This is a genomic window from Bradyrhizobium sp. UNPF46 (assembly GCF_006658625.1).
GTDB lineage: Bacteria > Pseudomonadota > Alphaproteobacteria > Rhizobiales > Xanthobacteraceae > Bradyrhizobium > Bradyrhizobium nitroreducens.
The window spans coordinates 1-22,203 of the sequence record NZ_LFJB01000099.1 but is presented as its reverse complement, the minus strand read 5'-3'; the positions used below and the strand labels follow the sequence as shown (position 1 = coordinate 22,203).

The 22,203-nt window shown below is 65.0% G+C and carries 18 protein-coding genes; 6 read left to right on the top strand and 12 right to left on the bottom strand.

Features of this window, described 5'->3' with window-relative positions:
- Positions 1-124: 124 nt before the first annotated feature.
- The 12 genes from UNPF46_RS33215 to UNPF46_RS33160 form a co-directional block, all read right to left on the bottom strand.
- Positions 125-1,015 carry an ABC transporter permease gene (locus UNPF46_RS33215; protein WP_142252886.1) on the bottom strand — a complete coding sequence of 297 codons (891 nt, stop codon included), beginning with the start codon at positions 1,013-1,015 and terminating at the stop codon, positions 125-127.
- A 4-nt stretch (positions 1,016-1,019) separates the two neighbouring features.
- Positions 1,020-1,961 carry an ABC transporter permease gene (locus UNPF46_RS33210; protein ID WP_142252885.1) on the bottom strand — a complete coding sequence of 314 codons (942 nt, stop codon included), beginning with the start codon at positions 1,959-1,961 and terminating at the stop codon, positions 1,020-1,022.
- Positions 1,962-1,992: 31 nt separating this feature from the next.
- Positions 1,993-3,516 carry an ABC transporter substrate-binding protein gene (locus tag UNPF46_RS33205; RefSeq protein ID WP_142252884.1) on the bottom strand — a complete coding sequence of 508 codons (1,524 nt, stop codon included), beginning with the start codon at positions 3,514-3,516 and terminating at the stop codon, positions 1,993-1,995.
- A gap of 24 nt (positions 3,517-3,540) precedes the next feature.
- Positions 3,541-4,644: an ABC transporter ATP-binding protein gene (locus UNPF46_RS33200; protein WP_142252883.1), complete on the bottom strand. Its 1,104-nt coding sequence runs from the start codon at positions 4,642-4,644 to the stop codon at positions 3,541-3,543.
- Positions 4,645-4,819: 175 nt separating this feature from the next.
- The gene (locus tag UNPF46_RS33195; RefSeq protein WP_142252882.1) at positions 4,820-5,809 is read right to left on the bottom strand and encodes an ABC transporter ATP-binding protein; all 990 of its coding nucleotides are present in this window, start codon (positions 5,807-5,809) and stop codon (positions 4,820-4,822) included.
- A complete protein-coding gene (locus tag UNPF46_RS33190; protein ID WP_142252881.1) occupies positions 5,806-6,516 on the bottom strand; it encodes a DUF1028 domain-containing protein in 711 nt (236 codons plus the stop codon). Before UNPF46_RS33190 ends, UNPF46_RS33195 begins: the two co-directional genes overlap by 4 nt.
- A 9-nt stretch (positions 6,517-6,525) precedes the next feature.
- The gene (locus tag UNPF46_RS33185; RefSeq protein WP_142252880.1) at positions 6,526-8,331 is read right to left on the bottom strand and encodes a gamma-glutamyltransferase family protein; all 1,806 of its coding nucleotides are present in this window, start codon (positions 8,329-8,331) and stop codon (positions 6,526-6,528) included.
- Between the two features lie 82 nt (positions 8,332-8,413).
- Entirely contained in the window at positions 8,414-9,403 is a 990-nt protein-coding gene (locus UNPF46_RS33180; protein ID WP_142252879.1) for an ABC transporter ATP-binding protein, read from the bottom strand.
- Complete coding sequence (locus UNPF46_RS33175; protein ID WP_142252878.1) at positions 9,400-10,386, bottom strand: ABC transporter ATP-binding protein; 987 nt, start codon at positions 10,384-10,386, stop codon at positions 9,400-9,402. The genes UNPF46_RS33180 and UNPF46_RS33175 overlap by 4 nt, the downstream gene beginning before the upstream one ends.
- A 28-nt stretch (positions 10,387-10,414) precedes the next feature.
- Complete coding sequence (locus UNPF46_RS33170) at positions 10,415-11,386, bottom strand: ABC transporter permease (RefSeq protein WP_100179871.1); 972 nt, start codon at positions 11,384-11,386, stop codon at positions 10,415-10,417.
- Between the two features lie 11 nt (positions 11,387-11,397).
- The gene (locus tag UNPF46_RS33165) at positions 11,398-12,378 is read right to left on the bottom strand and encodes an ABC transporter permease (protein WP_100181455.1); all 981 of its coding nucleotides are present in this window, start codon (positions 12,376-12,378) and stop codon (positions 11,398-11,400) included.
- 104 nt (positions 12,379-12,482) lie between these two features.
- Positions 12,483-14,078 carry an ABC transporter substrate-binding protein gene (locus tag UNPF46_RS33160; protein WP_142252877.1) on the bottom strand — a complete coding sequence of 532 codons (1,596 nt, stop codon included), beginning with the start codon at positions 14,076-14,078 and terminating at the stop codon, positions 12,483-12,485.
- A 302-nt stretch (positions 14,079-14,380) separates the two neighbouring features.
- Between UNPF46_RS33160 and UNPF46_RS33155 the strand changes: the two genes are divergently transcribed.
- From UNPF46_RS33155 to UNPF46_RS33130, 6 genes are all read left to right on the top strand, one after another.
- Complete coding sequence (locus UNPF46_RS33155) at positions 14,381-14,638, top strand: DUF6489 family protein (RefSeq protein ID WP_097659465.1); 258 nt, start codon at positions 14,381-14,383, stop codon at positions 14,636-14,638.
- A complete protein-coding gene (locus tag UNPF46_RS33150) occupies positions 14,638-15,438 on the top strand; it encodes an esterase/lipase family protein (protein ID WP_142252876.1) in 801 nt (266 codons plus the stop codon). Before UNPF46_RS33155 ends, UNPF46_RS33150 begins: the two co-directional genes overlap by 1 nt.
- Before the next feature lie 46 nt (positions 15,439-15,484).
- Complete coding sequence (locus UNPF46_RS33145) at positions 15,485-17,035, top strand: WS/DGAT/MGAT family O-acyltransferase (protein ID WP_142252875.1); 1,551 nt, start codon at positions 15,485-15,487, stop codon at positions 17,033-17,035.
- Positions 17,036-17,057: 22 nt separating this feature from the next.
- Positions 17,058-18,053: an alpha/beta fold hydrolase gene (locus tag UNPF46_RS33140; protein ID WP_181770231.1), complete on the top strand. Its 996-nt coding sequence runs from the start codon at positions 17,058-17,060 to the stop codon at positions 18,051-18,053.
- A gap of 121 nt (positions 18,054-18,174) precedes the next feature.
- Positions 18,175-21,411 carry a bifunctional cytochrome P450/NADPH--P450 reductase gene (locus UNPF46_RS33135; RefSeq protein WP_142252873.1) on the top strand — a complete coding sequence of 1,079 codons (3,237 nt, stop codon included), beginning with the start codon at positions 18,175-18,177 and terminating at the stop codon, positions 21,409-21,411.
- Between the two features lie 30 nt (positions 21,412-21,441).
- On the top strand, positions 21,442-22,122 hold the full coding sequence (locus tag UNPF46_RS33130; protein WP_142252872.1) for a spermidine synthase: 681 nt from the start codon (positions 21,442-21,444) through the stop codon (positions 22,120-22,122).
- Positions 22,123-22,203 lie beyond the last annotated feature (81 nt).

Here is a 22,203-nt window from a genome sequence, read left to right as displayed (position 1 = left end):
CGATAGTTTTTCAGCAGACTGCTAGAGCGTTTTCGAGCGAAGTGGACACCGGTTCGCGTGAAGAAAACGCGTCAAAACAAGAATCTGGAGCTTCGGTTCTGATTCAATCAGAACCGAAAATGCTCTAGCGCTGCCTTGGATCGAGCGCGTCGCGCAGGCCGTCGCCGAGCAGGTTCAGCGATAGCACCACGAGGAAGATCGCAAGCCCCGGCCAGATCGCCATCCAGGGCGCCTGGGTCAGGAAGCGTTGTGCCGCGTTGAGCATGCTGCCCCAGGACGGCGCCGGCGGCTGCTGGCCGAGGCCAAGGAACGAGAGGGCCGCCTCGGCGATGATGGCGGCGGCGATCGACAGCGTCGCCTGCACCAGCAGCGCCGGCAGGATGTTGGGCAGGATGTGCGAGAACGCGATCCGCCAGGGCGGATTGCCGAGTGCGCGCGCGGCCTCGACATAGTCCTCGGCCTTCACGACCAGCACCTGGCCACGGGTCAGGCGGATGAAGATCGGGGTTGCCGAGATGCCGATTGCGATCATGGCGTTGCCGAGGCTCGGCCCGAGGAACGCGGCGAGCGCGATCGCCAGGATCAGGAACGGGCAGGCCAGCATCGCATCCGTGATCCGGCTGATCAGCGCATCGACGAAACCGCCGCGATAGCCGGCGAGCAGGCCGAGCGGCACGCCGACGCCGAGCGCGATCGCGACCGAGATCAGGCCCGCGAGCAGGGAGGCGCGCGCGCCATAGATGACGCGGCTGAGGATGTCGCGGCCAAGCTCGTCAGTGCCGAACCAGTGCGCGGCGGTCGGCGGCTTGCGCACGAGGCTCCAGCTCGTCGCGATGGGATCGTAGGGCACGACGAGCGGCGCGAGGACCGCAAGCAGGATGAACGCCGTGATCACGACGAGTCCGAATACGGCGGCCTTGCGCTTGAACAACCGCCGCCGTGCGCGGCGCGCAGGGCTGTCCAGCTCGGACGCGTGCGCGCTGGAGGGGGCGGCGGGCAAGGCGGCATCTGTCATGGCGCTAGCCCCGCAGTCGCGGATTGACGAGAATATAGGCGACGTCGGCAACGAGGTTCAGCGTGATGTAGACCGTGGCCGTCACCAGGACCACGCCCTGCACGACGGCATAGTCGCGGTTGAACACGGCGTCCACGATCAGCTTGCCGAAGCCGGGTATGGAGAAGATCTGCTCCGTCAGCACGGCACCCGACAACAGCGTGCCGAGCTCGAGCGCGCCGAGCGTGATGATCGGCGTCAGCGCATTGCGCATAGCATGCTTGAGGATGACGGAGCGCTCCGACAGCCCCTTTGCGCGCGCCGTGCGAACATAGTCGCTCTCCAGCACCTGGAGCATCGCGCTGCGGGTATGCCGCATCAGGATCGCGGAGATCGCATTGCCGAGCACGAAGGCCGGCATGATGGTGGCGGCAAGACTCGCGCGCCAGTCCTCGGTGAGCGGAACGTAGCCTGAAGCCGGCAGCCAGCCGAGCTTGATCGAAAACAGGTAGATGAGCAGGATTCCGAGCCAGAAATTCGGCGTCGAGATGCCCCACAGCGCCAACAAATTCGCGCCATAGTCCCAGGCCGTGCCCTTCTTCACCGCCGAGACGATACCGGCGGGAATGCCGATGAAGAACGCGATCAGGATGGCCATCGAGCCGAGCTGGAGCGTCACCGGCAGTTTCTGCGCGATCAGCTCGCGCACCGGCATCTTGTTGCGCAGGGACTCGCCGAAATTGCCTGATAGCACCCCCTTGAGCCAGTAGACATATTGCACGGGGATCGGCTGATCGAGCTTGTATTGCTGGCGGATCTGCTCGATCACGACGGGATCGCGCTCCTCGCCGGCCATCACCAGCGCGGGATCGCCCGGCAGCAATTGTTGCAGCGAGAAGATCAGCGCCGACACGAAGAACAGCGTCGGCACGATCTGCGCGATGCGGCGGGCGAGGAAGTTCAGCATGATGCCGATCGCCCCATGGGTGCTGTCGCGATCACTTGAACTTCAGCCCGACCACGCGCACCAGCCCGTCGGGCATCTGCTTGTAGCCCTGCAGCTTTGTCGTGTGGGCGATCAGCAGGGTGCGGTGATAGATGTAGATGATCGGCAAATCGTCGAGCAGGATTTTTGTCAGCTTGGCGTAGATCGCCTTGCGCTCCTCGACGTTGGACGTCGTCCGCCCTTCTTCCATGAGCTTGTCGGCCTCAGGGTTCGAATATCCGCCGTCGTTCTGCGGCGCCTTGCTGCGCATGAAGATGTAGGAATTGCCGTCGGGATCGATGCGGCCGCTCCAGTTGATCTGGAACACCTGGAACTCGCCCGCCTGGGCCTGCTTGAACGTGGTCGCGAATTCAACGACGCGGACCTTGATGTCGAAACCTGCTTCGGCGGCCATGGACTGCACGACCTGGGCGACGGCCTCGTACTCAGTGCCCTTGGGGACCATGTAATCGACGGTGACGGGCAGGCTGACACCGGCTTCCTTCAACAGCGCCTTGGCCTTGGCGACGTCGCGGCCGGGAATGGGAAACGCCTTCTGGTAATAGGGATGCGTCGGGCTGACCCACTGATTGCCCGGCGTGAACTCGCCGTTGAAGACGACCTGGTTGATGGCCTCGCGATCGATCGACAGGCTGAGCGCCTGGCGCACCTTCGCCGATTGGCTGAGCGGCCCCTTGGCCTTGTCGTTGCCGATATTGATGGTCAGGCCCTGATAGCCGAGCTCGGGGGCTGTCGATAGCACCAGCTTGGGATCGGCGCGGACGTCCTTGATGTCGGTGGCGAGCACGCGTTCGATCAGGTCGAGCGCGCCGGATTTCAGGTTCGCAAGCCGCACGGTCGAATCGATGATCGGCAGGAACACGATGCGGTCGATGTGGACGTTGTCCTTGTTCCAGTAGTCGGCGAACTTCTCGAACACCATCCGGTCCTGCTGGACGCGCTCGACGAACTTGTAGGGACCGGCGCAGACCGGATGCAGGCCGAACTTGTCGCCGGCTTCCTTCGCTGCCTTCGGCGAGACCATCATGCCGGAGCGGTCGGTGAGCTGGGCGATCAGCGGCGAGTAGGGGGTTTTCAGCACCAGCTTGATGGTGAGGGGATCGACCACCTCGACATGGTCGACGCTGGCAAGCTCCGACTTGCGAAACGAGGTCGGCAGCGTCATGTGACGCTCGATCGAGAATTTTGCGGCTTCCGCGTCCAGCGGCTCGCCGTCGTGGAATTTGACGCCCGGCCGGAGCTTGATCGTCATCTCCTTGCCGTCGGCCGAGGTCTCGTGGGACAGCGCGAGCTGCGGCACGATGTTGAGCTTCTCGTCGATATCGAACAGCTTGTCGCAGAAGGCGGAGAACACGATGCGGCCGACATAGGTGCGGCCGATGCTGGGGTCGAGGATATCGGGGTCCTCGGCGATGCCGATGCGAAGCGTGGTCTGAGCTTGAACTTGGCTTTGGGCCGCGCTCGCGAGCGACGTCAGCACAGCCGACGCCAGGATTGTCAAACGCACAAAGTTCATCGCTCTCAACCTCTGTTTCGTGGGCTAGGCGGGGTCCGCCCCAAATGAACTAACCCCGCCGCCGCGTGCTGCTTCCGGGCCGCCGCTGAAGGCAGCGACCAATTTTTCAAGGATCGGCGAAAAGCCGCCGTCGGACGGGACGATCGCCGCTGAGGACGGCAGTTCCGACGTTCGGTGACAGGCCGTTGCATGTCCGATGCCATCCGCGACCAGCTGAGGCATTTCGCTCCGGCAGCGCTCGACGACGTAGGGGCAGCGGGTGTGGAAGCGGCATCCCGACGGCGGATTGAGCGCGCTGGGGATCTCTCCCTGCAGCACGATCTGGCTGCGCTTTGCCTGCGGTTTAGGCACGGGGATCGCGGACAAAAGCGCCCGGCTATAGGGATGGCTTGGTGCTGCGAACAGCGCATCGGCCTCGGCGGTCTCGACGATCTGACCGAGATTCATCACCGCGACGTGGTCGGCGATGTGCTTGACCACGGCGAGGTCATGCGAGACGAAGATGTAGGCAAGGCCGAGCCTGTCCTGGAGCTCGCGCAGCAGGTTGAGAATCTGCGACCGGATCGAGACGTCGAGCGCCGAGACCGGCTCGTCGCAGATGATCAGCTTCGGCTCCACCGCGAGCGCGCGGGCAATCGCGATGCGCTGGCGCTGGCCGCCGGAGAATTCATGCGGATAGCGCCGCGCCAGCCGCGGCTCCAGCCCGACGAGCCGCAGGATCTCCGCGACGCGCTCGCGCCGCTGCGCGGGCGGGACGAGATCGTGCAAGGCCAACGGCTCGGTCAGGATCTGGCCGACCGTCATGCGCGGATTGAGCGAGGCGTAAGGGTCCTGAAAGATGATCTGCGCCTCGCGGCGGAATTTTCGCAGCGCGTTCGCATCGAGCGAGAGCAGGTCGCGACCCTCGAAGCGGATGGAGCCCGCATCCGGCTCGATCAGCCGCAGCACCAGCCGGCTGACGGTGGATTTGCCGCAACCGGATTCGCCGACCAAAGCCAGCGTCTTGCCGGCGTCGAGCGAAAAGGACACGCCGTCGACCGCTTTCACATGCGCCAGCGGCCGCCCGAACAGCGAGCGCTCGGCGACGAAATGCTTGACCAGGCCCTTGACCTCGAGCAGCGCAGTCATTGTGTCTGCTCCTCGTCGCTGCAGTTCTCGTGTCCCGGGCGCGGCGCAACACGTAGTGTTGTGACGCTGAACCGGGACCCAGTCTGCGGCGCGATGGGCCCCGGTTCAGCGGCGCACCACGGCGCTTCGCTTGTGCTGCACCGCGCCCGGGGCAGGAGAGGGGAGAACGAGGCCATCACGACACCAGTCGTTCGAGCGGCGCGCGGATGCAGCGCGAGAGGTGGCCGGGGTTGACTTCGATCAATGGCGGCGCCGCCGCGGTGCAGGCGTCCAGCACGAACGGGCAGCGCGCGGCGAAGCGGCAGCCGGCCGGCGGTTGCGCCATGTTCGGCACCATGCCTTCGATCGTCGCGAGCTGCGCGGTGCGATGGTCGAGCCGCGGGATCGAGCCGAGCAGGCCCACCGTATAGGGATGCTGCGGCGCGGAGAACAGCTCGTCCACCGGCGCGCGCTCGACGATCTCGCCGGCATACATCACAGCGACCTCGTCGCAGACCTCGGCGACGACGCCGAGATCGTGGGTGATCAGGATGATGGCGGCGCCGCTCGCGGCTTTCAGCTCGCGCATCAGCTCCAGGATCTGTGCCTGCAGGGTGACGTCGAGCGCGGTGGTTGGCTCGTCCGCGATCAACAGGCGCGGATCGCAGGCGAGCGCCATCGCGATCATCACGCGCTGGCGCATGCCGCCGGAGAGCTTGTGCGGATATTCGTCGATACGCCGCTCGGGCGAGGGGATGTGGACGCGGCGCAATAGCTCGACCGTCCGCTCGCGCGCGCTTTTGCGCGAGCCGCCGCGATGGCGCAAAATGGTCTCGATGATCTGGTCACCGATCGTGAGGCTCGGATTGAGCGACGTCATCGGCTCCTGGAAGATCATCGCGAGCCGGTTGCCGCGGAGGTCGCGCAGGGTCTGGTCCGGTGTCTGCAGCAGGTCGAAGCCGTCGAAGCGGATCGCTCCCGATATTTCCGTGCTTTGCTTCGGCAACAGGCCCATGATGGCCAGCGACGTCACGCTCTTGCCGCAGCCGGATTCGCCGACGAGGCCAAGTGTCGCGCCATTGGCGACGCTGAGATCGACGCTGTCGACCGCGTGGGTGACGCGGCCGTCGTCGCCGTGGAAGCGGATGCGCAGGTCCTTGATCTCGATGAGAGGGCTCGCGCTCATGATCGTTTTTCGCGCGCTGTTGCGATGCTGGCGTCGATGACGCTGCGATCGGTGTTGCCGGCCGGGTTCTGCCGCGTCGGCATGGACGGCCGGAAGTGAACCCAGAGCTCGTGGCTGACGCGTTCGAGCCGTTCGAGCTCACCGATCGGATCGGAATGGTCGTCCGCGCGGATATCCAGCGCCGGCCATTCCTCCTCGCCGTGAATCAGGAGCGCGGCGGACTGCTTGCCGCGCTTGTCGCCGCCGGCGGCTTCGCCCGCGCGCATCGCGGCGAGCAGGCGGCGCGGGAAGGGCAGGCTGTCGTTGGCGATGTAGGTCTTGGCGGTCTCGTCGAGGACGTCGGCGCCGGCCAGCATATTGCCCGCGATCGAAAAGCCGCTGCCTGCGATGTGGCCGCACCAGTCGACGCAGTCGCGCCCAGTGTGTGCGGCGATCTCGCCGCTCGCATCCATGATGTGAACCTGCCGGCTTTCGCGGCCATCGTCGGTGGCGAGCAGCGCGGCGAGAACGTCATGCACATTCAGGCCTTCCTGCAGTAGCTTGACGCCGTCGATACCGTAATAGGGATTGACGAAGGCCTGCGTCGCGATGGCGCCGAGGCCGGCCGCAATATACGGCACGCGCGCGCCGACGGCGAAGAAGCGGGTCGCGACCGCGATGCCGAACTGGCCGGTGGCAGGGTCTCGCGCGATGATCGACCAGGTCATGTGCTGCCTTCAGCGTCCGGCGGCGTAGCCTTGCATGCCGCGCGGATTGGCGGCGGCGCGCCGCCGCACACCGACGCGCGAAGCGGCGGTGAGGCGCCCTTCCGACCAGTCCGGTCCGACCTCGACGATGTGTCCGCGCTCGCGAAGATTCTCGATGGTCGCTTTGGGGACGCGGTTCTCGACCACGAGCACGCCCGGCCGGGCGGTGCGCGGCCAGAACGAGATCGGGAAATGCTCGGAGTGCCAGGCCGGTGCGTCGATGGCTTCCTGGAGGTTCAGATTGCAATGGACGTGGCGCAGGAAGAACTGCGTGATCCACTGGTCCTGCTGGTCGCCGCCGGGCGAGCCCCAGGCGAGGTAGGGTTCGCCATCGCGCAGCGCCATGGTCGGCGACAGCGTCGTGCGCGGCCGTTTACCCGGCGCGAGCGAGCTCGGTTGGTTCTCCTCCAAATCGAACATCTGTGCGCGGCTGCCGAGGCAAAAACCGAGCTCGGGAATGATCGGCGACGATTGCAGCCAGCCGCCCGACGGTGTCGAGGACACCATGTTGCCGGCCTTGTCGATGATGTCGAAATGCACGGTGTCGCCGCGCACCTCGCCGAAGCGCCCCACGGTTGGCTCGCCGGCCCCGAGTGCGCCGACGGCCTCGCGCTGGCCTTCGGCGCGGCGCAGCTTGACCACGCCACCAAAACCCTCGACCGCACCGGGCCGAAGGTCGAGCGAAGCTTTCTCGGTCACCAGCTTGCGACGTTCGTCGTTGTAGGCATCCGACAGCAGCGTCGAGATCGGGATCTCGCTGAACTTGGGGTCGCCGTAGAATTTCTCGCGGTCGGCGAAGGCGAGCTTGGCGCATTCGATCTGGAGATGGATGAACTCCGGCCCGGTCGGATCGAGCCCGTCGAGGGCAAAGCCCTTGAGCAGCGCGAGCTGTTGCAATGTCACGGGGCCCTGGCTCCAGACGCCGGCCTTGCAGACGGTATAGCGGCCGTAATCGTAGGTGAGCGGGGCCTCGACCGTCGGCTCCCAGCGTGCCATGTCGTCGGCGGAAAGCACGCCGCGATGTGACGAACCGCTGACGTCCATGACCTCCTGGGTACGGCAGAATTTGTCGATGGCTTCCGCGACGAAGCCTTGCGACCAGGCTTTGCGCGCTCGCTCGATCTCGGCGTCGCGGCCACCGCCGCCGCTCTCGGCCTCGCTGAGAATGCGGGCGTAGGTCGCAGCCAGCGTCTTGTTGGTGAACAGCGTGCCGGGCTTCGGCACTTCGCCGTTCGGCAGGTAGACGGCGGCCGAGGTCGGCCAATGCTTGCGGAACAGCTGTTCGACGGTCTGGATCGTGGCGCAGGCGCGCTCGACCAGCGGATAGCCGTCGCGGGCATAGGAGATCGCGGGCTCCAGCACGTCGCGCACGCGCATCGTGCCGTAGTCGCGCAGCAGCATCATCCAGGATTCAAACGTGCCGGGGACGCAGGCGGCGAGCAGGCCCGTGCCCGGCACCATGTCGAGGCCTTCGCTCTTGTAATGCGCGATGGTGGCGCGCGCCGGTGCCGGGCCTTGGCCGCAGATCACTTCGGTGCGGCCGCGCTTGACGTCGTGGACGATGATCGGCACGTCCCCGCCGGGGCCGTTGAGATGCGGCTCGACCACCTGGAGTGTGAAGGCGGTGGCGACGCCGGCGTCGAAAGCATTGCCGCCCTTTTCGAGGATGGCCATGCCGACGGCGGTCGCGATCCAGTGCGTGGTGGCGACGACCCCGAACGTGCCCTCGATCTCGGGGCGCGTCGTAAAGGGATCTGGATTGACGTTGCTGGCCATGGCTTACCTCATTTGCGGCGCGCGCAATTGATCACAGCCCGTGCTGGGATGCCAAATGCACAGGCCGCATGGCACGCGTGCGTCACGCCGGGACCGGCGCGGTGTTCACCGCGTGACAGGCGACACCGTCGATCAGTTCCGGCGTCTCCTTGCGGCAGAGATCGAACGCCAGCGGACAGCGCGGATTGAAGGCGCAGCCGGACGGCGGATTGATCGGGTTCGGGATCTCACCCTTCACCGGAATGCGCTGGCGGCCGCTCATGGCAAGATCGGGCACGGCGCCGAGCAGCATCTTGGTGTAAGGCATGCGCGGATTGGCGAACAGCTCGCGTCCCTCCGCGATCTCGACGATGCGGCCGAGATACATCACGCCGACGCGGCTCGCCATGTGGCGGACCACGGCAAGGTTGTGGCTGATGAACATGTAGGTCAGACCGAACTTGTCCTGGAGGTCGCGCATCAGGTTCAGGATTTGCGCCTGCACGGAGACGTCGAGCGCCGAGGTCGGCTCGTCGCAAACGATGAACTCGGCATCCGATGCGAGCGCCCGGGCGATTGCGATGCGTTGGCGCTGGCCGCCGGAGAACTCGTGCGGAAATTTCAGCCGGTCGTCGGGATGCAGGCCGACGAGGGTGAGCAGCTCGCCGACGCGGGCCTGGATGTCGCGCTCGCCCTGGATCAGGTCAAAGGCGCGGATCGGCTCGGAGATGATTGCGTCCACTCGGAAGCGGGGGTTCAGGCTCGCATAGGGATCCTGGAAGATCATCTGGATGCGCCGTCGCAACTTGCGCCGCGCCTGAGCTTGCCGCGGATCGGTCATCGAGACGCCGTCGATCAGGACGTCGCCCGCGCTCGGCGGCAGCAGGCCCACGACCATCCGCGCCACCGTGGTCTTGCCCGATCCGGACTCGCCGACCAGCGCAAACGTCTCGCCCTTCCGGATGTCGAAGGTGACGTGATCGACCGCCTTGAGAAACTCGAGATGCCCGCCTTCGAGCACGCGGTTGAGCCAGGGCTTCGAGACGTCGAAGACGCGGCGCAGGTTCGTGGCCTGGACGAAAGGGGCGCTCATGCCGCGCTCTCCGCCGGCACGCTGTCATAGAGATGGCAGGCAACCGATTGCGCGCCGCGCGGCTGCGGCTCGGGCCGCTCGACCCGGCAGCGATCGAACGCGAGCTCGCAGCGCGGATTGAACGAGCAGCCGCGCGGGATCGCCGACAGCCGCGGCATGGAGCCGGGAATCTGCACCAGGCGCTTGTCCTCGCCGGCAAGCGTCGGGATCGCGCCCATCAGGCCCTTGGCATAGGGATGCAGCGGGTTCTTCACTACATCCTGGACCGGGCCGATCTCGGCGACGCGGCCGGCATACATCACCGCGACGCGGTCCGAGGTCTCGGCGATCACGCCCATGTCGTGGGTCACCAGCATCACCGCGGTGCCGTGGTCGCGTCCGAGCCGCTTGATCAGCGAGATGATCTGCGCCTGCACGGAGACGTCGAGCGCGGTGGTCGGCTCGTCCGCGATGATCAGCTCCGGCTCGGCGCAGATCGCCAGCGCAATCACCACGCGCTGGCGCATGCCGCCGGAGAATTCGTGCGGATAGCCGTCGATGCGCTTGTCCGGCGCGGGGATGCCGACCTCGGCGAGCAGGTCGATGGCACGGCGCCGGGCGGCCGTCTCGGACAGATTGAGGTGGGTCCGGATCGTCTCCACGATCTGGTCGCCGACCCGGTACAGCGGATTGAGCGAGGTGAGGGGGTCCTGGAAGATCATGCCGATCCGCTTTCCACGGATGCGGCGCATCTCTTCCGGCGGCAGATTGTCGACGCGCAGGCCCGACAGGCGGATCTCGCCGCCCGAGATGCGGCCGGGCGGATCGATCAGGCCGATCACGGCAAGGCCGGTGACGGATTTTCCGGCGCCGGATTCACCGACCACCCCTAACACCTCGCCCTTGGCGATGTCGAAGGAGACGTCGTCGATGGCGCGTAGCGTGCCGCGGCGGGAGGCGAACTCGACCTGAAGGTTGCGCACGGAGAGGATGGGTTCGGTCATGAGCGAGGCGTACTCATCGAAATGGTGCTCATCGGAGTTTCGGGTTGAGCGCGTCGCGCAGCCAGTCGCCGAGCAGGTTGATCGACAGGATCAGCCCGGCCAGCGCCAGGCCGGGAAAGGCAACGATCCACCATTCGCCCGCGAACAGATAATTGTTGCCGATGCGGATCAGCGTGCCCAGCGAAGGCATGGTGTCGGGCAGGCCGACGCCGAGGAAGGACAGCGTTGCCTCGGTGATGATGGCGAGCGCAAGGTTGATGGTGGCGATGACCAGGATCGGCCCCATCGTGTTCGGCAGTACGTGCCGCAGCATGATCTTCGGTGCGGGCAGGCCGATCAGCTGCGCGGCGGCCACATAGTCCTTGTTCTTCTCGACCATCACGGAGCCGCGCACGGTTCGGGCATAGCCAACCCAGAAGCTCAGGCCGATCGAGATCACCAGCACAACCAGCATGCTGGTGGCATCCAGCCGGTTGCCGAAGATCGATTTGGCGATGCCGTTCACCAGCAGTGCGATCAGGATGGCGGGGAAGGTGAGCTGCACGTCGGCGATCCGCATGATCACGCCATCGACCGCGCCGCCGAAATAGCCGGCGATCAGGCCGAGCGCGATGCCGAGCGCGCCGGCGAAGATCACGCCGGCCACGCCCACGGCGAGCGAGATGCGCATGCCGTAGAGGATGGCGGAGAACACGTCGCGGCCCTGCTCGTCGGTGCCGAGAAGGAACGGGCTCTGGCCGTCGGCGGTCCACAGCGGCGAGATGCGCGAGTTCATCAACTGCAGCTGCGCCGGATCGAAGGGGTTCTGCACCGCGAGCGCAGAGGCAAAGATCGCGAGCAGGAAGAACAGCACGGTGATGGCCGCCGCCACCATGGTCAGCTTGGAGCGCCGGAACGAATAGAAGATGTCGCTGTCGAGCGCGCGGCTCAGCCAGCTGCGGCCGGCATGCGCGGGCGGCGCGCTCGACTTGTCGGGATTGGAGGCGACTGCGTCGGACATGCAGGGCTTCCTTATGAGGCGCGGCCGACGGTCGCGCGCAGACGCGGATCGACCACGGTATAGAGGAGGTCGACCACCAGATTGATGGTGACGAAGATCAGCGAAACCATCAGCAGATAGGCGGCCATGATCGGGATATCGACGTTTTGCACGGCCTGGACGAACAGAAGTCCCATGCCCGGCCACTGGAACACGGTTTCGGTGATGATCGAAAATGCAATAACCGAGCCAAACTGGAGCCCGGCAACCGTGATCACGGGAATCAGCGTGTTCTTCAGCGCGTGGCCGAAATGGATGGCGCGCGTGGTCAGCCCGCGGGCGCGGGCAAAGCGGATGTAGTCGGTTCGCAGCACTTCCAGCATCTCCGCGCGCACCAGCCGCATGATCAAGGTCATCTGGAACAGGCCGAGCGTGATCGAGGGCATGATCAGCGCCTTCAGCCCCGACAGCGTGAGCAGGCCCGTGCTCCACCAGCCGAGCTTGACCACCTCGCCGCGGCCGAACGAGGGCAGCCAGCCCAAGGTCACGGCGAACAGATAGATCAGCAGGATGCCGATCAGGAACGTCGGGAGCGAGATGCCGATCAGCGAAACCGCCTGGAATAATTTGGCCAGCAGGGTGTCGCGCCGGAGCGCCGAATAGACGCCCATCAGGATGCCGAACACCATCGCAAACACGGTGGCGCAGATCGCCAGTTCCAGCGTAGCAGGCATACGCTCCATCAGCAGCGTCGAGACCGGCTGGCGGAACTGGTAGGAGACGCCGAACTTGAACTGCGCGGCGTCGGCGAAATAGCGCATGAATTGCACCGGCACGGGGTCGTCCAGGCCGAGCGACTTGCGCACGATTTCGCGTTCGGCCGCCGATGTGTCGATCGAGACGATCTGGTTGACGGGGTCGCCGGCGAAACGGAACATCGAGAAGGCGATGATGCCAACGGCGAACATGACGCCGATGGCCTGAACGGCGCGGCGAAGAGTGAAAGCGAGCATGCCTTCCACTATCCTTGGGTGTGCGTGCAGCCGACGGTTTTGTCGGCCGGAAAAGGAAAGGTCCCGGAAGCCTTACGCTGCCGGGACCTCGTGTTCAACTGACGCTATTCCTTCTTGGTTGCCCAGTGGAACATGACCAGATTGTCCGCACGCTGCGGCAGGTTGACCTTTTTCGAGACGCCCCAGGCCAGCGCCTGCTGATGCAGCGGAATGTAGGCCCAGTCCTTGATGCTGATTTCGTAAGCCTGCTTTATCAGCTGGTTGCGCTTGGCAGTATCGGTTTCGACCAGGACCTTGTCGGTGATGGCGTCGAATTCCTTGTTGCAATAGCCGCCGAGATTGGCCTCGCCACGTGAGGATTTCGCATCATCGCGGCAGCCCATGATGTCGTAGAGGACGTTGTGCGAGTCCATCGTGCTCGGCGTCCAGCCCAGGAGATAGAACGAGGTCTGGTAGCCGCCCTGCTTGAGCACCTTGGCGAAGTACTGCGCCTTCGGCTGCGCCAGGAGATTGATCTTGACGCCGATGCGGGCAAGCATGCCGACGACGGCCTGGCAGATCGCGGCGTCGTTGACATAGCGATCGTTCGGGCAATCCATGGTGACTTCGAAGCCGTCGGGGTAGCCGGCCTCGGTCAGGAGCTTCTTGGCGCCCTCAGGGTCGAATTTCGGCCGCGTGAACTCCTTGGACAGCGCGAACAGTTCCGGCGCGATCATCAGGGCAGAGGGAGTCGACAGCCCGCGCATCACGCGCGTCTTGATCAGCTCGATGTCGATCGCCTTGTAGAAGGCTTCGCGGACGCGGGCGTCCTTGAACGGGTTCTTGCCCTTGATGTTTGAATAGAGCAGCTCGTCGCGGGTCTGGTCGAAGCCGATGAAGATGGTGCGCAGCTCCGGTCCCTTCAGCACCTGGGCGTTCGGGCTGGAATCGACGCGGGAGATGTCCTGGATCGGCACCGGCTCGATGACGTCGACTTCGCCCGAAAGCAGCGCAGCGACGCGGGTGGCGTCGGAGGAAATCGGGGTGAAGATGATCTCCTTCAGATTACCTTCCATCTTGCCCCAGTAATTGGGGTTGGCCTTGAAGACCGTCTTCACGCCGGGCTGATGGCTCTCGATCATGAAGGGGCCCGTGCCGTTCTCGTGCAGCGAGGCGTAGCTCGGCGTGGTCGCCGCAACCGGCGTCGGATCGACGACGTTGTTTTCCTCGGCCCATTTCTTGTCCATGATGTACCAGACATCCCACGAATTGTGCAGGATGGGATTGGGCGAGGGCAGCACGAAGTCCACGGTATAGTCGTCGACCTTCACGACCTTCACGTCGGGCGCGAGGCGGGTCTGCATATTGGACCCTTTCTTGCGGACGCGATCGGCCGAGAACACGACGTCGTCGGCGGTGAAGGGATCGCCGTTGTGGAATTTCACGCCCTTGCGCAAATGGAAGCGCCAGCGGGTCGGCTCCGGCGTCTCCCAGCTTTCCGCCAGCGCCGGAATGATCTTGAGGTCCTTGTCGCGCGCGGTGAGGCCTTGATAGACGTGACCGAGATGGGCGTGGGTGGTGCTCTCATTGAGCGTGTAGGGGTCGAGGGATTTCAGGTCACCCTGGTTGGCATAACGCAGCGTCTGGCTCGACGCCGGCGTGACCGTCAACGCAAGCGTACCGGCGAGCGTCGCCGCAAACAGAGTTCGACCGAATGACATTCTTGACCCTCTCCACACTGCCCAGCCGATGATTTTTGATTGTTCGGCGGCCTGATTGATCCATGTTGCCCAGAGTTCTCGACCGGTGCAAGCGCCATTCCAGCAAGGAACGCGCCAAGTTGCACCGCTGTGCAGCAATGCTGACCGTGCTGCCGGGCATGGGGGATCTCCCCTTCGACTTTGGTTGACCATATCGGCCGATTGCAGGACGGGTCACGTCGCGCCTGCATCAGGTCGCTTGCGTCGCACCACAACTCGCGGCGATACTCGGTCAGGCCGCTCGAATCTCTTCTGGAGGGGACATGAAAGTTAACATCGAAATCGACTGCACCCCCCTCGAGGCCCGCCAGTTCTTCGGTTTGCCCGACGTGGCGCCGATGCAAACGGCGGTGATGGACAAGCTGCAGCAGCAGGTGCTCAGCAACATCGAGAAGGTCTCGCCGGAATCGCTGATCCAGAGCTGGTTCACCTTCGATCCGAAAATCGCCGAACGCTTCCAGGACATGTTCGTCACCATGGCCGGGCTCGGCGGCACGCGCAGCAGCGACAAGAAAAAATAGTGTCGCCCGGGCCGGAGGGCACGCAGGAGACGGGCCGGCTTCGTCCGCCGGGTCTCGGCCTGCTGCTGGCCGAAGCCCGCGGCCTGTTCGAGCTCAATGCGAGCCTGCTGCTGTCGCCCATCCTGATGCGGGCGCCGCGGGGCGACGGCCATCCGGTGCTGGCCCTGCCGGGCTTCCTCGCCAGCGATCTCTCGATGGCGCCGATGCGCCGCTATCTCGGCGCGCTCGGCTATGAGGCGCAGGCCTGGCGGATGGGCCGCAATCTCGGCGGCCTTGGGCGGATGCGGGACGCCTTGCGTGCCCGTCTCGCCGAGATCCATCGCGCGAGCGGACGCAAGGTCAGCCTCATCGGGTGGAGCCTCGGCGGCGTCTATGCCCGCGATCTCGCGCTCTGGGCGCCCGACATGGTCCGCTATGTCATCACGCTCGGCAGCCCGTTTGCCAACGACGTGCGGGCAACCAACGCCACGCGGCTCTACGAGGCGCTGTCGGGGGAACGGGTCGAGGATCTTGCGGAAGCGCGCGAGGCGATCGCCGGCGATCTGCCGGTGCCGGCGACGTCGATTTACTCGCGCGCCGACGGCGTCGTGAACTGGCGGACCTGTCTGCTCCGTCCCTCCGATCGGGCCGAGAACATCGAAGTGCTCCTGGCGAGCCATATCGGGCTCGGGGTGAACCCCGCGGCGCTATGGGCCGTGGCGGACCGGTTGGCGCAACCGGAAGGAGAGTTCTCGCCATTTGACCGGGCAGGCCCGTTTGCCATTGCATATGCCCCGCCGGAGCAGGCAATATCGGCCTGACGAGAAGCGCCAGAAGGCGCCCGTCAAATCGTTGCGGGAGGGAACTATGGCTGACGGTAAGAAGCTGTCGTCGCTGGACGCGTCGTTTCTCTATCTGGAGACGCCTGAGATGCCGATGCATGTCGGCAGCATGGCGATCTTTCGCCTGCCCGACGACTACAAGGGCGACTTCTTCGAAGACTTCAAGGCGATGATCGTCTCGCGCCTGCATATCGCGCCGATCCTGAAAGCGCGCCTGGAGAAGGCGCCGCTCGACATCGATCATCCCTCCTGGGTCGAGGACGACCAGTTCGACATCGACCGCCACATCTTCCGCGCCAGCCTGCCGCAGCCGCGCGACCGCGCCACGCTGGAGCGCATCGTCGGCTGGATGCACGCCAAGCTGCTCAACCGCGCCCGCCCGCTCTGGGAGTTCTACGTGTTCGAGGGCATGAAGGACAACGAGGTCGGGCTCTATTCCAAGATGCACCATGCCGCGATCGACGGCGGTGCCGGTGCAGCGCTGACCAACATGATCTACGACATCTCGCCGATCCCGCGGAAGGTCGAGCCTCCGGCGGCGGGAGCAAAGCCTGGGCAGGAGCCGCGCGACATCGCCGCGAACCTGCTCGATTCCTATCAGCAGCTGTTCAACCAGCCGCTCGATGCCGGCAAGGCCGCGCAGAACCTGCAATTGCCGCGCACCGGCAAGAGCGACATCGGCTCCATCCTGTTCGACAATGCGATGTACCAGATCGAGAGCGCGGTGCGCTTCGCGGGCAACATCCCGACCATGGTCAAGAGCGTGTCCGAGGTGCTCGGCAAGGTCTCCGATCCCAAGTCGCGCGAGAGCCTCGCCAGCATGGTGTCGCCGCCGACCATGCTCAACAAGACCATTTCGTCGGAGCGCAGCTTCGCCGGTGTGTCGATCTCGCTGTCGCGCTCCAAGGCGCTGGCGAAGCTCGCCGGCGGCAAGCTCAACGACGTCGTGCTCGCGCTCGCTTCCGGCGTGGTCCGCCGCTACCTCCAGCAATATGGCACGCTGCCGGCGAAATCGCTGACCGCCGCCGTGCCGATCTCGCTGCGCGAGGAGGGCAACACCGAGGCCAACAACCAGGTGTTCGGCATGATCTGCTCGATCGCAACCAACATCGACGATCCCAAGGCGCGGCTGGAGGCCATCATCGCGCAGTCGACCAAGTCCAAGGAGATGTCGCATCCCTTGCGTGCGCTGATGCCGCAGGTCTCCAACATTTCGATGCTGGGCGCACCGATCATGGTGCAGATCCTGGCGCTGCTCTACAGCCGCTCGAATCTCTCGGACGTGCTGCCGCCGGCCGCCAACATCACGGTGTCCAACGTGCCCGGGCCGCGGCAGACGCTTTACGCTGCCGGCGCGGAGTTGCTGCACATCTTCCCGGTGTCGATCTCGACGCACGGGCAGGCGCTCAACATCACCGTGCAGAGCTACCGCGACCAGCTCGATTTCGGCTTCATCGTCGGCGCCAACATCATTCCGCATGTGCAGGTGATGTGCGACATGCTGCCGGAGGAGTTCGCCGCATTGGAGGCGGCCTATGCGCCGCCGGTGGCGGACATCAAGGGCGCCGCCGAGTAGGAATGTTGCCAGGAAAATTGCGATGATTGAAATGCCGCCGCTCAAGTTCGCGCAGACGAACGGAATCCGCATGGGCTATTACGAGGCGGGCCCAGTCGACGACAAGCCGCCGATCGTGCTGTGCCACGGCTGGCCCGAGCTCGCCTTTTCGTGGCGTCATCAGATCAAGGCGCTCAGCGAGGCCGGCATCCGGGTGATCGCCCCGGACCAGCGCGGCTATGGTGCGACCGACCGGCCGGAGCCGGTCGAGGACTACGACATGGAGCATCTGACCGGCGATCTCGTCGGTCTCCTCGATCATCTCGGGATCGACAAGGCGATCTTCGTCGGTCACGACTGGGGCGGCTTCGTGGTCTGGCAGATGCCGCTGCGACACCCCTCGCGCGTTGCCGGCGTAGTCGGCGTCAACACCCCGCATTGGGACCGCGCGCCGATCGATCCCATTGCCCTGTTCCGCCAGCGTTACGGCGACCAGATGTATATCGTCCAGTTCCAGGATCCCGCGCGCGAGCCGGACAGGATCTTCGGCAGCCGGGTCGAACAGACCTTCGACGCCTTCATGCGCAAGCCGCTGGCGCGGCCGGCGGCGAAACCGGACGAGCCGCCGATCGCAGGTGTCGGCGCCTCGGCAAAGACCAATCTGGCATTTCCGCAGATGATCGCGGCCTACGATGCCAAGGTCGATCCGCGAACGCCGATCCTGTCGGCCGACGAGAAGAAGGTGTTCGTCGACACGTTCACGAAAACAGGCTTCACCGGCGGCATCAACTGGTATCGCAACTTCACGCACAACTGGGAACGCGCGAAGGGACTGGATCATCATATCCATGTGCCGTCGTTGATGATCATGGCCGAGAACGATGCTGTGCTGCCGCCCTCGGCGGCGGACGGCATGGAGAAGCTGATCGGCGATCTCGAGAAATATCTGGTGAAGGACAGCGGCCATTGGACGCAGCAGGAGAAGCCGGAAGAGGTCAGCGCCAAGCTGATCGAATGGCGTAGAAGGCGGTTTGGGTGACTCGTCATTGCGAGGAGCGAAGCGACGAAGCAATCCAGACTGTCTCCGCGGATATTTCTGGATTGCTTCGCTTCGCTCGCAATGACGACGTTGAATATCGAGTCAGGGGGAAGCACTTTTAATGTCAACCAAGAATCGTCTGGACCCGATCCCGCATCCGCCGACCAAGCCCGTGGTCGGCAACATGCTGTCGCTGGATTCGGCCGCCCCCGTGCAGCATTTGACGCGGCTCGCCAAGGAGCTCGGTCCGATCTTCTGGCTGGACATGATGGGCTCGCCGATCGTCGTCGTTTCCGGCCATGATCTCGTCGACGAGCTTTCCGACGAGAAGCGGTTCGACAAGACGGTGCGCGGCGCGTTGCGGCGCGTGCGTGCGGTCGGCGGCGACGGCCTGTTCACCGCGGATACCAAGGAGCCGAACTGGAGCAAGGCGCACAACATCTTGCTCCAGCCGTTCGGCAACCGCGCCATGCAGTCCTACCACCCGAGCATGGTCGACATCGCCGAGCAGCTGGTCCAGAAATGGGAGCGGCTCAACGCCGACGACGAGATCGACGTCGTGCACGACATGACCGCGCTGACGCTGGATACGATCGGCCTGTGCGGCTTCGACTACCGCTTCAATTCCTTCTACCGGAGCGACTATCACCCCTACGTCGAGTCCTTGGTCCGCTCGCTCGAAACCATCATGATGACGCGCGGTCTGCCGTTTGAGCAGATCTGGATGCAGAAGCGGCGCAAGACGCTCGCCGAAGACGTCGCCTTCATGAACAAGATGGTCGACGAGATCATCGCCGAGCGCCGCAAGAGCGCGGAGGGGATCGACGACAAGAAAGACATGCTCGCCGCGATGATGACCGGGGTCGATCGCGCGACCGGCGAGCAGCTCGACGACGTCAACATCCGTTACCAGATCAACACTTTCCTGATCGCGGGCCATGAAACCACCAGCGGCCTGTTGTCCTACACGCTCTATGCGCTGCTCAAGCATCCGGAGATCCTCAAGAAGGCCTATGACGAGGTCGACCGCGTGTTCGGGCCCGACGTCAATGCCAAGCCGACCTATCAGCAGGTGACGCAGCTCACCTACATCACCCAGATCCTGAAGGAGGCGTTGCGGCTGTGGCCGCCGGCGCCGGCCTATGGCATCTCGCCGCTGAATGATGAGACCATCGGCAGCGGCAAGTACAAGCTTCGGAAGGGCACCTTCACCACGATCCTGGTGACCGCGCTGCATCGCGATCCCTCGGTCTGGGGACCCAATCCCGATGCCTTCGACCCCGAGAATTTCAGTCGCGAGGCGGAAGCCAAGCGGCCGATCAATGCCTGGAAGCCGTTCGGCAACGGCCAGCGCGCCTGTATCGGCCGCGGCTTTGCCATGCACGAGGCCGCGCTCGCGCTCGGCATGATCCTGCAGCGCTTCAAGCTGATCGATCACCAGCGCTACCAGATGCACCTGAAGGAAACCCTGACGATGAAGCCGGAAGGCTTCAAGATCAGGGTGCGTCCGCGCGCCGATCGCGAGCGCGGTGCCTATGGCGGGCCGATTGCGGCGGCCGGTTCAGCACCGAAGGCGCCGCGTCAGCCGACGGCCCGGCCCGGCCACAATACGCCGATGCTGGTGCTGTACGGCTCCAATCTCGGCACCGCCGAGGAGCTCGCGACGCGCATGGCCGACCTCGCCGAGATCAACGGCTTTGCCGTGCATCTCGGGCCGCTCGACGATTACGTCGGCAAGCTGCCGCAGGAGGGCGGCGTGCTGATCATCTGCGCCTCCTACAACGGCGCGCCGCCCGACAACGCGACACAGTTCGTCAAATGGCTCGGCGGCGACTTGCCGAAGGATGCCTTTGCCGGGGTCCGCTACGCCGTGTTCGGTTGCGGCAACAGCGATTGGGCCGCAACCTATCAATCGGTCCCGCGCCTGATCGACGAGCAATTGTCGGCGCATGGCGCGCGCGCGGTCTATCCGCGCGGCGAGGGCGATGCGCGCAGCGATCTCGACGGCCAGTTCCAGAAGTGGTTCCCGGCGGCAGCGCAGGTCGCGACCAAGGAATTCGGCATCGACTGGAATTTCACCCGCACCGCCGAGGACGATCCCCTCTATGCGATCGAGCCGGTCGCGGTCACCGCCGTCAATACCATCGTCGCTCAGGGCGGCGCGGTGGCGATGAAGGTGCTCGCCAACGACGAGCTTCAGAACAAGGCTGGGCCCAATCCGTCGGAGCGCTCGACGCGCCATATCGAGGTGCAGCTGCCGGCCAATGTCGGCTACCGCGTCGGCGATCACCTCAGCGTCGTCCCGCGCAACGACCCGACGCTGGTGGATTCGGTGGCGCGCCGCTTCGGCTTCCTGCCGGCCGACCAGATCAGGCTGCGGGTCACGGAGGGCCGCCGCGCACAGCTGCCGGTCGGCGAGGCCGTGTCGGTCGGACGCCTGCTCAGCGAGTTCGTCGAGCTGCAGCAGGTCGCGACCCGCAAGCAGATCCAGATCATGGCCGAGCACACCCGCTGCCCCGTCACCAAGCCGAAGCTGCTGGCCTTCGTCGGCGAGGAGACGGAGCCGCTCGAGCGGTATCGCGGCGAGATCCTCGCCAAGCGCAAATCGGTGTTCGATCTGCTGCTCGAATATCCCGCCTGCGAACTGCCGTTCCACGTCTATCTGGAAATGCTCTCGCTGCTGGCACCGCGCTATTACTCGATCTCGTCCTCGCCGTCGGTGGATCCGGCGCGCTGCAGCGTCACGGTCGGCGTGGTCGAAGGCCCGGCCGCCTCCGGCCGCGGCACCTATAAAGGCATCTGCTCGAACTATCTCGCCAATCGCCGGGTGGGCGATACGATCTACGCGACCGTGCGCGAGACCAAGGCCGGCTTCCGGCTTCCCGACGATCCGTCGGTGCCGATCATCATGATCGGCCCCGGTACGGGTCTCGCGCCGTTCCGCGGCTTCCTTCAGGAGCGCGCCGCGCGCAAGGCGAAAGGTGCAACCCTGGGGCCGGCGATGCTGTTCTTCGGCTGCCGCCATCCCGATCAGGATTTTCTCTATGCGGAGGAACTGAAGGCGCTCGCGGCAAGCGGCATCACCGAGCTGTTCACGGCGTTCTCGCGGAGCGACGGGCCGAAGACCTATGTGCAGCATGTGCTCGCCGCGCAGAAGGACAGGGTATGGCCGCTGATCGAGCAGGGCGCGATCATCTATGTCTGCGGCGACGGTAGCAAGATGGAGCCCGACGTGAAGGCGGCACTGGTCGCGATCCATCGCGAGAAGAGCGGCAGCGATGCCGCCGCCAGCGCACGCTGGATCGAGGAGATGGGGACGAAGAACCGCTATGTGCTGGACGTCTGGGCGGGTGGGTGATTGTTCGCCTGATCGTGCTAAACGTCGCCCATGATTCCCTGGGAAAAGCTCGACACCACTAAGATCCCCGGCTCCGACGAGGAGCTCCGCCTGATGCGGCGGGGCAAGGAGTTCTCCATCAAGCTCGGCACCAACGAGCTGATGAACAATCGCCTGTCCGGTTCGGAAGCCGCGCTTGCAACGCTCGCGGCGAAGCAGATCGAGACCGTCGCCAAGCCCGTTATCCTCATTGGTGGCCTTGGCATGGGCTTTACGCTGCGTGCCGCGCTCACGGTGCTCGGGCCCAAGGCGAAGATCGTGGTGTCCGAGCTGGTGCCCGCGGTGGTCACCTGGGCGCGCGGGCCGATGGCCGAGGTCTTCGGCGACAGCCTCGATGATGTCAGGGTGAACATCCGGGAAATCGACGTCGGCGAAGTCATCCGTGCCAAGAGCTCGGCCTTCGACGCCATTCTGCTCGATGTCGACAATGGGCCGGAAGGTTTGACCCGCAAGGGCAATGACGCGCTCTATAGTGCGAGCGGGCTGAAAGCTGCAAAGGCGGCGCTGCGGCCCGGCGGCGTGCTCGCGGTCTGGTCGTCGGGACCCAACCCGGCGTTCACGAAGCGCCTTCGGACCGCGGGCTTCGACGTGAACGAAGTCAATGTCCGCGCCACCGGCAGGGGCGGCGGTGCGCGCCATGTGATCTGGCTTGCGCGGAAGAGAGCTAGCTAGAGCGTTTTCGAGCGAAGTGGACACCGGTTCGCGTGAAGAAAACGCGTCAAAACAAGAATCTAGAGCTTCGGTTCTGATTCA

Excerpts from the sequence above, each read along its gene's own strand:
- UNPF46_RS33215 (WP_142252886.1), bottom strand. The coding sequence starts at position 1,015 with ATGACAGATGCCGCCTTGCCCGCCGCCCCCTCCAGCGCGCACGCGTCC.
- UNPF46_RS33130 (WP_142252872.1), top strand. The coding sequence starts at position 21,442 with ATGATTCCCTGGGAAAAGCTCGACACCACTAAGATCCCCGGCTCCGAC.
- UNPF46_RS33175 (WP_142252878.1), bottom strand. The coding sequence starts at position 10,386 with ATGACCGAACCCATCCTCTCCGTGCGCAACCTTCAGGTCGAGTTCGCC.
- UNPF46_RS33165 (WP_100181455.1), bottom strand. The coding sequence starts at position 12,378 with ATGCTCGCTTTCACTCTTCGCCGCGCCGTTCAGGCCATCGGCGTCATG.
- UNPF46_RS33200 (WP_142252883.1), bottom strand. The coding sequence starts at position 4,644 with ATGACTGCGCTGCTCGAGGTCAAGGGCCTGGTCAAGCATTTCGTCGCC.
- UNPF46_RS33210 (WP_142252885.1), bottom strand. The coding sequence starts at position 1,961 with ATGCTGAACTTCCTCGCCCGCCGCATCGCGCAGATCGTGCCGACGCTG.
- UNPF46_RS33205 (WP_142252884.1), bottom strand. The coding sequence starts at position 3,516 with ATGAACTTTGTGCGTTTGACAATCCTGGCGTCGGCTGTGCTGACGTCG.
- UNPF46_RS33185 (WP_142252880.1), bottom strand. The coding sequence starts at position 8,331 with ATGGCCAGCAACGTCAATCCAGATCCCTTTACGACGCGCCCCGAGATC.
- UNPF46_RS33135 (WP_142252873.1), top strand. The coding sequence starts at position 18,175 with ATGTCAACCAAGAATCGTCTGGACCCGATCCCGCATCCGCCGACCAAG.
- UNPF46_RS33170 (WP_100179871.1), bottom strand. The coding sequence starts at position 11,386 with ATGTCCGACGCAGTCGCCTCCAATCCCGACAAGTCGAGCGCGCCGCCC.
- UNPF46_RS33180 (WP_142252879.1), bottom strand. The coding sequence starts at position 9,403 with ATGAGCGCCCCTTTCGTCCAGGCCACGAACCTGCGCCGCGTCTTCGAC.
- UNPF46_RS33195 (WP_142252882.1), bottom strand. The coding sequence starts at position 5,809 with ATGAGCGCGAGCCCTCTCATCGAGATCAAGGACCTGCGCATCCGCTTC.
- UNPF46_RS33190 (WP_142252881.1), bottom strand. The coding sequence starts at position 6,516 with ATGACCTGGTCGATCATCGCGCGAGACCCTGCCACCGGCCAGTTCGGC.
- UNPF46_RS33155 (WP_097659465.1), top strand. The coding sequence starts at position 14,381 with ATGAAAGTTAACATCGAAATCGACTGCACCCCCCTCGAGGCCCGCCAG.
- UNPF46_RS33160 (WP_142252877.1), bottom strand. The coding sequence starts at position 14,078 with ATGTCATTCGGTCGAACTCTGTTTGCGGCGACGCTCGCCGGTACGCTT.
- UNPF46_RS33145 (WP_142252875.1), top strand. The coding sequence starts at position 15,485 with ATGGCTGACGGTAAGAAGCTGTCGTCGCTGGACGCGTCGTTTCTCTAT.
- UNPF46_RS33140 (WP_181770231.1), top strand. The coding sequence starts at position 17,058 with ATGATTGAAATGCCGCCGCTCAAGTTCGCGCAGACGAACGGAATCCGC.